This window comes from Flavobacterium praedii (genome assembly GCF_026810365.1).
Lineage (GTDB): Bacteria > Bacteroidota > Bacteroidia > Flavobacteriales > Flavobacteriaceae > Flavobacterium > Flavobacterium praedii.
Window position 1 is genome coordinate 2245592 of sequence record NZ_CP113948.1, and the last position, 14429, is coordinate 2260020.

14 protein-coding genes are annotated in these 14429 nt (G+C 36.4%); 2 read left to right on the plus strand and 12 right to left on the minus strand.

Annotated features, from left to right (window positions below):
- Positions 1 to 168 precede the first annotated feature (168 nt).
- From OYT91_RS09570 to OYT91_RS09615, 10 genes are all read right to left on the minus strand, one after another.
- A complete protein-coding gene (locus tag OYT91_RS09570; RefSeq protein WP_281237769.1) occupies positions 169 to 1698 on the minus strand; it encodes a glycosyltransferase family 39 protein in 1530 nt (509 codons plus the stop codon).
- A gap of 283 nt (positions 1699 to 1981) precedes the next feature.
- Positions 1982 to 2932 carry a tRNA modification radical SAM protein MnmL/YtqA gene (mnmL, locus tag OYT91_RS09575; RefSeq protein ID WP_281237770.1) on the minus strand — a complete coding sequence of 317 codons (951 nt, stop codon included), beginning with the start codon at positions 2930 to 2932 and terminating at the stop codon, positions 1982 to 1984.
- Between the two features lie 420 nt (positions 2933 to 3352).
- The gene (gene moaA, locus OYT91_RS09580) at positions 3353 to 4360 is read right to left on the minus strand and encodes a GTP 3',8-cyclase MoaA (RefSeq protein ID WP_281237771.1); all 1008 of its coding nucleotides are present in this window, start codon (positions 4358 to 4360) and stop codon (positions 3353 to 3355) included.
- The gene (gene moaCB / locus OYT91_RS09585; RefSeq protein ID WP_281237772.1) at positions 4350 to 5318 is read right to left on the minus strand and encodes a bifunctional molybdenum cofactor biosynthesis protein MoaC/MoaB; all 969 of its coding nucleotides are present in this window, start codon (positions 5316 to 5318) and stop codon (positions 4350 to 4352) included. The genes moaA and moaCB overlap by 11 nt, the downstream gene beginning before the upstream one ends.
- Before the next feature lie 10 nt (positions 5319 to 5328).
- Positions 5329 to 5802 carry a molybdenum cofactor biosynthesis protein MoaE gene (locus tag OYT91_RS09590; RefSeq protein WP_281237773.1) on the minus strand — a complete coding sequence of 158 codons (474 nt, stop codon included), beginning with the start codon at positions 5800 to 5802 and terminating at the stop codon, positions 5329 to 5331.
- A gap of 37 nt (positions 5803 to 5839) precedes the next feature.
- Complete coding sequence (locus tag OYT91_RS09595; RefSeq protein WP_281237774.1) at positions 5840 to 6895, minus strand: HesA/MoeB/ThiF family protein; 1056 nt, start codon at positions 6893 to 6895, stop codon at positions 5840 to 5842.
- Between the two features lie 62 nt (positions 6896 to 6957).
- On the minus strand, positions 6958 to 7200 hold the full coding sequence (locus OYT91_RS09600; protein ID WP_281237775.1) for a MoaD/ThiS family protein: 243 nt from the start codon (positions 7198 to 7200) through the stop codon (positions 6958 to 6960).
- The gene (gene mobA, locus OYT91_RS09605; protein WP_281237776.1) at positions 7197 to 7766 is read right to left on the minus strand and encodes a molybdenum cofactor guanylyltransferase; all 570 of its coding nucleotides are present in this window, start codon (positions 7764 to 7766) and stop codon (positions 7197 to 7199) included. Before mobA ends, OYT91_RS09600 begins: the two co-directional genes overlap by 4 nt.
- A 17-nt stretch (positions 7767 to 7783) precedes the next feature.
- On the minus strand, positions 7784 to 8533 hold the full coding sequence (locus tag OYT91_RS09610) for a sulfite exporter TauE/SafE family protein (RefSeq protein WP_281237777.1): 750 nt from the start codon (positions 8531 to 8533) through the stop codon (positions 7784 to 7786).
- A complete protein-coding gene (locus OYT91_RS09615; RefSeq protein ID WP_281237778.1) occupies positions 8530 to 8859 on the minus strand; it encodes a winged helix-turn-helix domain-containing protein in 330 nt (109 codons plus the stop codon). Before OYT91_RS09615 ends, OYT91_RS09610 begins: the two co-directional genes overlap by 4 nt.
- Before the next feature lie 233 nt (positions 8860 to 9092).
- Here OYT91_RS09615 and OYT91_RS09620 point away from each other — a divergent pair, with 233 nt between their 5' ends.
- Positions 9093 to 9884, plus strand: a complete 792-nt coding sequence (locus OYT91_RS09620) for a DUF5995 family protein (RefSeq protein ID WP_281237779.1) — start codon at positions 9093 to 9095, stop codon at positions 9882 to 9884.
- A 100-nt stretch (positions 9885 to 9984) separates the two neighbouring features.
- On the opposite strand, the gene glgA is transcribed toward OYT91_RS09620, so the two are convergent.
- Positions 9985 to 11211 (minus strand): glycogen synthase, encoded by a 1227-nt coding sequence (gene glgA / locus OYT91_RS09625; RefSeq protein WP_281237780.1) that lies wholly within the window; start codon positions 11209 to 11211, stop codon positions 9985 to 9987.
- Between the two features lie 278 nt (positions 11212 to 11489).
- Here glgA and OYT91_RS09630 point away from each other — a divergent pair, with 278 nt between their 5' ends.
- On the plus strand, positions 11490 to 12578 hold the full coding sequence (locus tag OYT91_RS09630) for an AI-2E family transporter (RefSeq protein WP_281237781.1): 1089 nt from the start codon (positions 11490 to 11492) through the stop codon (positions 12576 to 12578).
- Between the two features lie 502 nt (positions 12579 to 13080).
- On the opposite strand, the gene OYT91_RS09635 is transcribed toward OYT91_RS09630, so the two are convergent.
- Entirely contained in the window at positions 13081 to 14289 is a 1209-nt protein-coding gene (locus tag OYT91_RS09635; RefSeq protein WP_281237782.1) for a molybdopterin molybdotransferase MoeA, read from the minus strand.
- Between the last annotated feature and the right edge of the window lie 140 nt (positions 14290 to 14429).

Genomic DNA, 14429 nt, shown 5'->3' on the forward strand with positions numbered 1-14429 from the left:
AAATTATTTTGTATAGATTTACTTATAAATACTATGATTTATCTTTTTATTATAAGTAAATATTTGTTACAAATAAGTTCCAGTGGGAATTTTTGAACTTTGAAAGTTTTTTTAAAACCGTTAAATCAAATTGGATTGAGAGAATAAAATTCAGACTATATTTTTACACTATTCTTGATAGTTTTTGTTCCGTTCCATTTCGTCTTTAATTCTTTTATTGACATCCACTTTTGCTCCTCGCAATACATAAATGGAGATTTCAGGTTCTCTGGCAAATTTATTGATTCTTTTGCCTGCAAAATAAACCGTGTCAAACAAAGGAATTTCTGTTTTTCGGTCTTTGTCATCATCGTTTTCCTCTTTTACCAAAATGACATCCTTAATTTTCATACCCAAAGGAAGCCAATTGATATAATCAGCACTAAAAGAATGGGCTACCACTTTTTTATTAGTCGTATAATAGTTGATAGCACCGGCCTGTCCGTAATTATCACAAAGAATTAAGGTGTGTTCCAAATCTGGTAATGTACCTGCAACAGAATCTACCTTTATAGCCAATTCTTTCCAGCCCAGCATATCGGCGAAATCTTGTGGCAATGGATGGTCTTTACCGTCTTCCCAATGAAGCAACCCATATTTTTGATACGGTTTGGCATGATTCACTATATATTCAGGGCTTTTGTTAGGAAAGAAAGCGTTGTACATCGGGATAAAAAACAAAATCGGTATTAAAATTAAAACGGGTTGTAAATAGCGTTTCCAACCTTCTTTTAATTGATTACCTAAATAAACGGAACCAAAGGAAATGTAAATAGGATAAAGCCCGATAGCATAATAATCTTTGGCTTTGAAATACATAAAAACAGCCAGTGTAAAAATAATGCTCCAAAAGAACAGTCTGTATTTTTGGAACGGTTTGTACAATAACAAGGCCAACCATCCCGATACAATTACAAAAAATGAACCTACAAAAAAGAGCAATTGTGATTTTAAAAAATCCAATCTGTCTACATAAACCAATTGTGTATCCGTCAATTCTTTTAAATGATGAATTACGGGAAAGCTATTGTTATATTGCCACAAAAGGTTGGGTGTGATTACCAACAAACCTAGTGCAAGGGCAAAATACAATTTAGGAAGAGCAAACATTTTGCGATGTTGTGTCAAAACAATTGCTGGAATCAATCCAATAATTAAAAAACCAATGTTGTACTTATTCAGAAAACCAAAGGCAAATAAAATTGCTCCAATGAAAAGCCATTTGGTATTTTCCGTATTGATGTATTTGATTAGTATAAAATAAAAAGTAGTCCAACACAACACATCGAAAGAGTTGGGTTGGTACAAAGTGTTTAGCCTTAAAAGTGCTGAAAAGAAAACACAAGTTGCTCCCAAAACTAAGGCAAACAAATTGCCTTTTAATTCTTCGATAGTTTTCCAAACGACAACAATCGTCAAGGCGCCAAACAAGGCTGGGAAAAATTTAACCCAAAAAACAGAATTCCCCAAAAGATAAATAAGATAGGATATCCAAGAGGTAAAAGGCGGAACCGATAAATAACCCCAAGCCAAATGATGGGCTTGGTCAAGATGCAAATATTCGTCTCGCTGTAAGTCGTAATCGGAGCTTATTAAAGAATATTGCAATACAAATTTCAGTAGGATGAAGCCGAATAACAGTAACGTTTTTTTTGACATTTGCGATTGATGTTATGATGATTGATGTTGCTAATTCAAATGTAAATATAAAGCTACCCGCGGTTAAAACTGTGGCTACAGTAAAAATATCTGAAAAACTATTGATTGATAAAAAAACATCTCACTTTCTACCAAACATCTTATGAACTGCGTGAGTGATAGAAGCTAGCTACCGAAGTAGCGCGGATAGCACGACAGCATAAAGGAGAGGGGCCGAATCACCGTTGCAATGATTTGGCCTCTCTCCTTTATGGTGGCACGCCCAAATTATGAACAAATCTTCTTAAAGACTGTTGTATTTAGAACCTTGTTTGATGCCTCTTTGCTCGATTGTAGAGTCAATGAAATGTTGGATTTGGGTCTTTTTGAGTCCCCAATTTGGCGCGATGAGCAAATCCCAATCGGAGATTCCAAAGAGGCGTTGAATGACGATATCGGGGCGCAGGAGCGGAATGAGGTCGCAAAGCAAATCGGTGTATTGTTCTAAAGTGAAGAGTGGGAACGGGTTTCGCTTGTAATGGACGCCCATAATGGAGCCTTCGACGATATGTAAATGATGGAATTTGACAAATTTTATTTGGGGAAAACGGTTTATTTCGGCAATATAGTTGAGCATCATTTCTCGGGTTTCCCAAGGAAATCCAAAAACGGTGTGCACGCACAAATCGATGGGACTGTCTTTTAATAATTCCACAGCGGTGATAAACTCGGCGTGAGTACACCCTCGATTTATTTTTTCTAAAGTTTCGTCATACATCGATTCCATTCCCATTTCGAGGTCTACATCAAATCGGTAGCAATAGCTTTCGAGCAGGGCAACTTTTTCGGCATCGATGCAATCGGGACGCGTTCCTACCGAAAATCCAACGACTTCATCTGAATTGAAAGACAAGGCGCGGTCGTAAATATTTTTGAGATAATCGACACTAGCGTATGTATTGGTGTTGGGCTGAAAATAGACTATGAATTGATCGGCTTTGTATGATTTTTTGGCACGCTCCATACCTTGCAACAACTGCTCTTCGATGGTAGGCGCTTTTCTGGAAATATCGGGTGTGAAAGAATCGGTATTGCAATAGGTGCAGCCGCCGTAGCCTTTGAGTCCGTCGCGATTGGGACAACTAAAATTACCGTCTACAATTACTTTGAAAACTTTTTGACCGTTGTATTTTTCACGGAGATGGGTGCCATAATTGTTGTACCCTTTTTTGTTGGATTCTTTTTCTGCCTTCATCCTGCAAAGGTATTCACAATTGTATAGTGCTAACAATGACTTTTATCAGGGATTTTAGATTTTGATTTTACAATAACCTGAACCTTTTTTTGGAGCAGAAAGATTAGGCATTTTCAGGAGGCATTGGTCCCGCTTTCCGTTTCAATCTTGCGTGCCGAACACCGGCACACAAGGATTTCCACTGTAATCGGGGCTAAAAGTAAGCATTTTTGTTTTTTTGAAATTATGGTAAAAACACTCAAAGCGATACAATTTGAAAAAAACTCCCTTTGCGTCTTAGCGCCTTTGCGTGAAATTGGTCTCGCAAAGTTTCGCAAAGGAGACGCAGAGAATACCAAAGGCTCAGTTCAAACAGTAATAACCTTCATGAATCTTTGTGTTTTTTCGCGAGTCTTTGTGAAATAATTTCTATTTTTTCTCTTAGCCCCCAATCTTAATCATGCTTCTGTTTTTAGAAAAAAGCAGTGGATTTTGGAATTTAGCATCATCATCCATTCCGCCTCGCATGGTATGTTTGGATTTAATATTTTGAAAAATAAGTGGTTCAATTGAATCTCCTCCTCGTAAAGTATCAAGCAAGGATGTTTCGGTATTCGAGAACAAACAGTTTTTTAGTTTTCCATCAGCGGTTAAACGAATGCGGTTGCAAGTACTACAAAACGGATTGGTCACAGAACTGATTACCGAAAAACTGCCTTGATAGCCTATAATTTTGTGGTTTTTGGAAGTATCGTTCGGTTTGTCTTGGATGCGTTCTACCTTTTGTTCGGCATAAAATTCATTGACTTGACCAAGGATTTCGGCATAACTCACCAATTTCTCTTTGTTCCATTGATTACCGTCAAAAGGCATAAATTCTATAAACCGAATTTGAATGTTTCGGCCTTTGGTCATTTCAATAAAATCAATAATTTCGTGATCATTAAAGCCTTTAATCACAACGACATTTAGTTTTACCTGAAAGCCATTCGCTTCTAATAAATCGAGATTCTCAATTACTTTTTCAAAATAATTGCGACGTGTAATTTGATTGAATTTTTCTTTTTTTAAACTGTCAATACTCACGTTCAAAGTGGTGACTCTGGCTTCTTTGAAGGTGTCAATGAATTCGTGAACTAGAATTCCGTTGGTGGTCAATGTCAGTTCGACACCCAATTTTCCTAATTGTTCAATAATGATTTTGGCGTCTTTTCTCACCAATGGCTCGCCACCAGTCAATCGGATTTTATTAACGCCGAGTTTTACGAAAGTCTTGGCAATGGTTACAATCTCGTCTGCAGTCATCAGATGCGCTCTTGGTGTAAGCGCAATCCCCTCGGCTGGCATACAATACGTGCATCTCAAATTACAATGTTCCGTAATCGAAATTCGGAGGTAATTGTGCACTCTCCCGTAGTTGTCCTGCATTGAATTGCTGTTATTTTCCATGGTTGAAACCATTTAATATTTTGAATAAATGCAATACGGAAGGAAATACTGCATCCATAGATTCACTGGCTCCTGCTGTAGAACCCGGCAAAGCCATGATTAATGTACTTCCTTTAAACCCCACTACAGATCTCGACAACATCGCATAAGGCGTTCTGTCCTGACCATACGAGCGAATGGCTTCCTCAATTCCTGGAATGCGTCGGTCGAGCATTGGAATTATAGCTTCGGGAGTGACATCACGGTTGGACAAACCTGTTCCGCCAGTAAGGATAATCAAATCTTTATTGGCTAAACACAACTTATTTATCGTCTCCTGAATATCGAGAACCTCATCTGGAATGACCGAATAACTCGAAACGCTCAATCCAAGATTCTTGATTTTGTCTGAGATTACTTTTCCCGCTCGGTCTTCTTTTTTTCCACTGGAAACACTGTCGGAACAAACGATTACCGCTACCGATAAATCGAGATCTTCTTTGACCCCATAATCGGATTTTCCGCCTTTTTTGTGCAGTAATTTTATGGTCGAAATTTCGACTTGTTTGTCAATGGGTTTTAGCATATCATACATTGTCAAGGCTACAATTGATGCACCATGCATGGCTTCGACCTCAACGCCTGTTCTGTAAATTGCCTTTACCGTTACTTTTATCAATATAGAATCTTCCAGCAGTTCATATTCAATTCCGGTGAATTCAATTGGCATCGGATGACAATCGGGAATAGAATTTGACGTATTTTTTACGGCAAACAACCCTGCTGTTCTCGAAACCTCCAACACATCGCCTTTCGGAACGGTTTTGTTTATAATGGCTTGCATCGTTGCCGGCGAACCAACTTTGACAATAGCTTGAGCTGTTGCAGTACGTTGTGTGATTATTTTGTGGGTGATATCTACCATGGAGATTTTAGATTGAGGATTAACAATTTTAGATTTGTGCGTATTGCCATGCATTTAAGACAATCTACAGAACTCCCCCTTCGGGGGTTGGGGGGCTATTCTTTTTCCAAGTATAACTTTCATCTTCAAAAATTTCCTTACCGAAAATGGCTGTCTTTTCTTTTATTTCTTCTACCAAAAACTCCAAAGCTTCATAGACCACTTTTCGTCTTGGTGCCGAAACAAAAACAAACAAACAAATTTCGCCTGTTTTTACCGTTCCCAAACTATGATAAATGTGCAAACACGACAATTCATATTTGGCAAAAGCCGCTTCTCGAATTTCGTAGAAAGATTGTTCCGCCATTTCTTCGTAGGCTGTATACTCAATCGCTGCAACTGTTTTTCCTTCAATTACATCGGCACGAACTTGGCCCAAAAAAATATTGTGTGCTCCAATTGTGGTTTTACTTTGGTGTTTGGCAATCGAATTCCCAATAAATTCGGATGTTATTTGTCCCTGAATAAAGGAACTTTTTTTGGGTTTATCTGTTGACATTATTAGTGTATTTTTTTAATTTTTCAAATTGATATTACTATTGAATTTGATCTTTCAGCGATGCAATGCCTTTTGCTAAATGAAAAACACTAACAAACCCTGATTTTATCAAATAATTCAAAGCCATTTGACTGCGTTTCCCCGTTTGACAAAACAAAACAATTTCCTGATTTTTATCTAATTTTTTGCTGTAATCTTCTAACATACTCAAGGGAATCCGAATAACATTATTTCTTTTAAACTCTGGTATTTCGTCCAATTCCCGAACGTCAATAACAACGATTCTTAACTGACCGCATTTTTCTAAAAAAGCTTCGGGAGTTAAATCTTCATTTGTTCTTTTGCTGTTCAAAAGCAAAGTTCCGTTTATAAATGCTTTTTCTATTTCTTTTGGATTTTTGACAAAATCAATAATTTGGGTTTGAAAATGGAGTGCATCATAAATCAATAATTTGCCCGATAATACCTTACCGATTTCCAATATTATCTTAAGTACTTCAGTGGCTTGAAATGCACCTAAGGTATTAGGCAAAACACCCAAAACTCCGGATTCCGCACAACTCGGAACGGCATTTAATCCTTCCTGTTCAGGAAATAAGCAACGGTAACTCGGACCATTTTTATAATTGAATACCGAAACCTGCCCTTCAAACTTATGAATCGAAGCATACACCATTGGAATTCTTTTGGCAACAGAAATATCATTAATCAAGTAGCGAACGGAAATCGCATCGGTACAATCGACAATGATTTGGTAATCCCCAACCACTCGTACCACATTTTCTTCCTTGAAAAACTCAGCAAAGGCCACTACATCAATCTCGGGATTGAGTTCCAAAATCGCTTTTTTGGCAGTTTCGGATTTACTGTTTCCACAATCTTTTAAAGTATACAATAATTGTCTGTGCAAGTTGGTTTCATCTACCACATCTCCATCTACAATGCCGATGTTTCCAACTCCTGCTGCTGCCAAATTTTGCAAAACAGGACAGCCCAAACCACCCGCACCAATTACCAAAACGCGAGCATTCTGTAATTTTTGCTGGCCTGTTTCTCCTATTTCCGGGAGAATTATTTGTCTGGAATATCTCATAGTGTTTAATATTTAAAAGTTTAAAGTTAAACGGGTTTGAACCATTAAACTTCAAACAAATTTCACCCTCCAGCAAAAGGCGGCAGAAAAGCAATTACATCATTGTCTTTTATAAAGGTTTGCAAATCGCTCATCGTTTGGTTGACCGCAATGTTATAAGTTGTATTTTGCATGTTTTGGTAACTGTCCTCTATTTTAGATTTTAATGCTGAAACCGAAATAGTTTCTTGATCGAAAGTGAATTGTTCCTCTTTCAATTGAGTGATATCGGCGAGTAAACCAAAATATTTTAGCGTTATCGTCATTTGATTAAATTTTGATATTCTTCTGGTGTGTTTATATTTTGAATCTGGTTATTCCATTTTTCTGGAATTTCAAGAGTTTGGTGTTTGACATCTTCAATTACTTTTCGTAATTTTAATTGTTTACCTGCCATATGTTCTCCAAAAACAATTCGCATGGAACGATCGTAAACCCCAATCAGTGGGCTTGTTTTATCGCCACTTTTGGTTTGTGTCACCATGTAGGTTTCGTCGTGATTTTTTAAAACCCATTGCAACAATTCAGTTGAGACCAATGGCACATCCACACTCAAAACCAGATTGATTTTGGTCTTGGATGCCTTAAGTGCAGTATAAAGACCCCCAACTGGACCTTTGTTTTCAATAATATCTTCGACTCTGGTAAAACCGAGAGCATCATATTCTTTGTTTGCCGAAACAATTAAAATATTGGAACCAAAAATGGGCTGTAAAGCATCACAAATATGTTTAATGAATGGTTTTCCGTTTAAAACCAACAAACCTTTCTCAGTTCCCATTCGTTGGCTCTTACCTCCTGCCAAAACAATTGCTGTTATTTTATTTTCCATATTTTTTTTTGTTCAAATTATGCGGTTGCATATAATTTAAAAATGGCGATCCCTATAACTATAGACAATACAATTCGTAACCCTTTTGAATTAAATTTTGTACTTCCATAATAAGCTCCCAATAATCCTCCTATAAAAACCAATCCGATTAAAAGTCCCGAAGAAACTGGTAACGTACCTCCTTGTGACACAAAACCAAAAAGTCCAGAAATAGAATTGACCAATATAAACAATGCCGAAACAGCAGCCGTTTGTTTCATAGTAGCCCAACCCATCAATAACAGAACAGGACTCAAAATAATACCGCCGCCAATACCCAACAAACCAGATAGAAATCCAATAAGTGCACCGAATGCCAATGCCATGGGAACGTTTATATTTTTTAAATTTTCTTTCTCTTTTCCAAAAAGCCCTAACAAACGCATTACCGCAAAGACCAAAACGGTAGCCAAAATAATTTTATAATAAAAAGCATCGATTTTTAGATAACCCCCAATAAACGAAAACGGAATAGAAGTCAATGCGAAAGGATAAAAGAGATTCCATTTAAAGTTTTTTTCCCTGTAATAAAAATAAAAAGAAAGACCCGAAACCAAGATATTCAATACCAAAGCTGTGGGTTTCATGAATGTCATCGGGAAAGCAAACGCACTCATTAAAGCGAGATAGCCACTCGCCCCGCCATGACCAACACTAGCGTACAAAAAAGCTACAATAGGAAACAATACCAATAATAAAGGCATGTCTAATAAATGTTCTACGCTCATAAAGAATGTTTTTTAAGTTCTAAATCTAAAAAATCCCAACAAGCAATATTAATTTTTTCAAAAGAATCAATAAGTGATTTACCATAAGCAGTTACAATTGTTCCTCCTCCTTTGTTACCTCCCACATGAGTTTCGATTAAAGGCTCTTTGGAAGCTTTATTCGATGCATCGATCAATTTCCATGCTTTTTGATAGGAAATATTCATTTCTTTGGCGGCTTTATTGAGAGAACCAGTAACCTCAATAAGCTTTAACAACTGAATACGGCCTTCGCTAATGAGGATTCCTTCGTCGGTTTCAATCCAAATTTTACTTTTGATCTTCAAAGTTGGTTATTTTCGTTATACTTTCGCAAATATAACGAAATGATAATTTCCTGAAAATAAAAAAACAACTTAACGGCATCTTTTTTGTTATAAAAAAACAATAATTCATATTCATACTCGCTTTTAGTATTAAACACAAAAAAATAGCAAGACAATTACTTCAAAAAAAATACTCTTTAAAAAATTAAAATAATTATATTCGTTCTTCCATTTTTAACCATAACCAACTATAAATGAATATGAAGCAAGCTACTACTATAGACGAAGTCATTCAGTTTTTGGATGAAATAATTGCAATATCAAAATTAGAACAAAGCGCTATAGGCTTGTTTACTGCTCTTTATCGTGAAGTTACTGTACAAATAAAGAATGGCATTGCCAATGGTACTTTTCAGAATGGGGAACGAATGGAGAAACTAGATGTTATTTTCGCCAATCGGTATTTGAAGGCGTATTACCAATACAAAGCCAAAGAAAAACCTTCTGAATGTTGGGAATTCTCGTTTCAACAAGCAGAAGACTTTTGGCCAATAGTTGTTCAGCATTTATTACTCGGTATCAATGCGCATGTGAATCTGGATCTAGGAATTGCATCGGCACAAGTTTGTACTCCAGAAAATATTGAAAGCTTAAAATCTGATTTTGACCAAATAAATACTATTCTGAGCAATCTTGTAGAAAGCGTCGAAAAATGCCTAATCAAAATTTGGCCAACGTTGACCATTATTTTAAAATTATCTGGTAAAATAGACAACTTCTTTATTGATTTCAGTATGAAAACGGCTAGAGATGGAGCTTGGAAATTTGCCAATGAATTTGTTGTACTACCCGAAAATCAAAGAGATGCCTGCATACAGGAAAGAGATGCGAAAATCACCAAAATCGCTCGATTAATTTCAAATCCAGGTTTTCTGGTTAGCAGTGTTTTTAAATTCATTCGCTTATTTGAAAAAGGAACTGTTGCTCAAAAAATAATCGATTTGCAGATAATTGAAGAAAAAAAGGTCGAATGTGCGGTAGCTTAATCGTGTACATATTTAACCGAAAAGTTCGCTAAGCTTTGCGTTCATAGCGCTTGCTTTGCGAACCTTGCGGTTGAATCTTTTGCAAATATATTAAAATCGCTTAAGCCTGTTCTTTCACAAATCGAGCAATTACTTCCTGATAATAATTAAAAGTAGTTTTAGCAATCGATTCCCAACTAAATTGTTTCAACACTCGTACGCGACCAGCTTTACCCATAGCTGTTGCCAGTTCCTCATTGTCCAACAATGCATTTATCTTGGCGGCAAAAGCTTTTTGAAAACCAATTGGATCTTTTGGATTAAAATCTGTTCTGGAAACACTTTCCAACGGAATCAAATAACCGGTTTCTCCTTCCACAATTATTTCAGGAATTCCACCTACATGACTGCCCACAACGGGCGTTTCACAAGCCATAGCTTCCAAATTAATGATCCCGAAAGGCTCATATAACGAAGGACAAGCAAAAACTCGAGCATGACTGTACAGCACTTTGACTTTTTCACGTGGTAACATTTCCGAAATTAAAATTACTCCTTCTCTTTCAGATTTTAATTTTGCAATAAGCGATTCCGTTTCTTTAGCAATTTCTTCGGTATCGGGAGCCCCTGCACAAAGTACAATTTGGCAATTTTTAGTAAAATATTGGGCTGCTTCAATCAATCCTGAAATTCCTTTTTGACGAGTAATTCGGCCTACAAAAAGCACAAAAGGAATATTTGGATCGATTCCATATTCAGCCAACAAAGCCTCATCAAAAGTCGGTTTATAAAATTCGGGATCGATACCGTTATGGATTACAGTTACTTTTTTGGGATCAACACCATAGGCTTCCACAACATCGGTTTTCATTTGTTCACTCACGGCAATCACACCATCGGCAGTTTTGTAAGCGTTTGCTTCAATCCATCGGGACATAAAATAACCGTTACCCAATTGTTCTACCTTCCAAGGACGATGCGTTTCTAAACTGTGAGTCGTCAATATTAACGGTACCTGCAGCAATTCTCTGCTAAAAACACCAGCCAAATGCGTGTACCAAGTATGGCAATGCACAATATCAGCTTTAGGAGTTGCTTGAGCCATTTCGACATTTCGGCTTAAATTATGAAACATCTTTATGTGTTCGTTTTCTGGATCGACCATTTTAGTCAAACAGGAATTAATTCCTTCCACATGCATGGAATCCTTGTTCTCCTTTTGATCTCCAAAACACCGAACCTCAACTTGCCCAAGTTTAGCCAATTCTTGACTCAAAAAATCAATATGAACTCCTGCTCCACCATAAATATTGGGTGGAAATTCGTTTGTATAAAGCGCTATTTTCATAAGTATGCTACGTTTGTTTGGAAATAAATAGTTTTGCTGCAAGATATACCTTCAAAGTCTTGACATGCATCAAAAAAATGAATTTAGTAAAAATACAAAACCACAATTTAAATCGTACCCAAACCAACCAATATTTTAAAACATTTTCGATCAAAATTCTAAATTATCTAAACTTTCAACAAAACACGTCATTAATTACTATTGACATTTACTACAATTTAACTAGATTAGCCTAATAATCCTATTTCCTTTTTTATTCATCTAAAAAAAACTGAAAAATGAATCAAAAAAATCCGTATTTCAACAACTATAATTTCGAAAAAATAGCTGATACGCTCATCCGACTTGGTGTTCTTTTTTTATTGATAAGCTGGTGTTATGCCATCTTGAAACCCTTTGTCCTCATCCTGATTTGGGCTGCTGTAATCGCTATAGCTTTCAGTCCCGTTTATGAATCGATCGTTAAATTATTTAGAGGTAAAAAAATAGTGGCCACTGTTTTTTTGACGATAGTTCTACTCAGTATCCTCATAATCCCCAGTGTATTAGTTTCCCAATCCTTATACGAAGAGGTGAATAATTTCAGCCATACGTATCAATCAGGAGAACACCTAATTCCTCCTCCGGGAGAAAGCACCAAGAATTGGCCAACTATTACTAAACCAATATTAGAAATTTGGAAAAGTGCCTCAGAGGACATTTCAAATGTGGTTTTCAAATATTCCGATCAATTAAAAATAGTTGGAGAATGGCTATTACTTGCCTTAGCAGGAGTTGGTAAAGGTATATTGCAATTTATCGCCTCCATAATCATAGCTATGGGATTATTATTGTATTCGGAATCAATAACATCGGTTTCCAAAAACATATTCATCAAACTAATAGGATCCAATGGAGAACATTATGCTTTGATCACTGTAATAACCATACGCAATGTGGTAAAAGGGTTTCTGGGAGTTGCCCTTATTCAGTCCTTAATGGTTGGAGCAGGCTTTTTTATGGCAGGTGTTCCCTTTGCAGGAATTTTGACAATCATTTGTCTCATACTCGCCATAATCCAAATAGGAATAGGTCCAATTGCTATTCCTGTTGTTATTTATATGTATTCGGTAACCGATACTACTACTGCTACACTTTTAGCTATTTGGATTGGCATCACGATGATTTCGGACAACATATTAAAACCAATCTTTCTGGGCAGAGGCAATCCACCTGCGCCGATGCTCGTGATATTTCTAGGTGCCATTGGAGGATTCATTTACAACGGATTCATTGGTTTATTCTTAGGAGCTGTAATTTTAACCTTAGGCTATAAATTCTTCCTTTCTTGGATAGAAATGATAGAAGACGAAAAGATAGAGGAATAGTTCAAATATCACCTATTTTTAAAGTTGAAAATATTTTTTTGGGCGTGCCCCCGTTGAAAAAAGCGGCTTACTTTAGACACTGCTTACAAAGCCACTTTTCTCAACGGGGTCGGGCTATACGCGCTACTTCGGTAGCTAGCTTCTATCCCTCACGCAACTCACAAGATGTTTAGGAAAAGCGATTAAATTCATTTTTACAAGAATCCAAATTACTACCATCAAATTACTCCCGAAACCATAACGAAGTTTATAGGTATTAAACTAGAGCGCTTAATTCTATAAACAACAGCATTTGTTTACTATTTTTCGACCATATAAGTCATATAAGTTTTCTTTTTTAAAAAAGCGCATAAAATTAAGTTCATTTAAGTCAAATCTCGTAGTCGGATCAAGGGTTTTAACTTATATTCTCTTTAGGGTACTCACTTAAAGCACAGTAAAAAATAACTTATATGGCTTATATGGTTAAAATTTAATACTGTAAATCATAGAATAAAGCCAACTAGAGTAAATACACTTCAACTTTATCTCCTTTTTTCAGTTCATAATGACCGTGAGGTACATAAACCAATCCATTGGAAACGGAGAAAGAATTGAGCATAGATGAATTTTGATGCGTCAGAATTTCGGCTTCTCCATTGTTAATACTCGCTTTCAAAAATTGGGAACGGGTATTTTTTACTTCAAAATCATGGGCTAATGGAAGTAAAACAGCCTGTTGATAATTGGCTTCAGCCCCAGACAAAATGGTTAATGTAGGCAAAACGTATACATAAAAACAAGTTAGACAAGCAGCAGGATTTCCGGGCAATGCAAAAACCACTTTATTATTTAACTTTCCTGCGAATAAAGGCTTCCCAGGTTTTTGGTTGACTTTGTAGAATAGCGTTTCTACTTGAAGATCTTTTAACGCACGAGCCACAAAATCATAATCCCCAACCGATATTCCTCCCGAAACTAAAACTACATCATTGGCAGTTAACGCCTCATTCAGTTTGTTTTTAGTATTCTCAAAATCATCATTGACTTCATATATAGTAACTTCATCATAAAAAGCGTCAATTAAAGCCGATTGCAGCATGATACCATTACTCTCATAGACTTTGCCGTATTCAAGAGGTGTTCCGGCTTTTGACAATTCATTACCAGTAACTACAATCCCAACCTTTGGTTTTTTATATACAGGAATTTTTGTAAAACCAAGCCCTGCCAAAAAACCGATGGCAGCAGCATTTAACAAAGTTCCTTTTTGGAGTGCCAAATCCCCTGCTGAAATCTGTTCACCAATTGGTCTAACATTCGTTTCAGGCGCTACCAATTCGTCCAGCAGCAATTGCGTTCCGTTTGCTGCTACTTTTTCAATTTGGATAACTGCTTGCGCCGAATCGGGCACAGCAGCACCGGTAAAAATCTTTACGGCTTGTCCTGGAATTAAATTTACCAAGTGAGAATCTCCCGCTTTTATTTCACTAACAATTACATAAACCAAAGCATCATGCAAACACAAAGCATAACCATCCATAGCCGATTGCCGAAAAGGCGGCATATTAATAGGCGACATCAGCGATTGTGCTAGAATATGTTTTCTTGCTTGAAATAAAGAAATCTCCACTTCCTGCAAAACAGGCAAATTATGTTCTAATATTGAAAAGGCTTCTGGAACGGAAATCATAGGTTTATATTTTACGCTATATTCTATTTTAAACAGCATTTAATTTTGAAACATATAAGTAATATAAGAAAAAGAAAACTAGCTTTCCAAATAGTGGTTAAAGTAAATATAAGTGAAAAAAAATATATGTTTTTACTTAAATGGACTTAGTTCTTACTTAGCATTATTTAGCCTAAAAA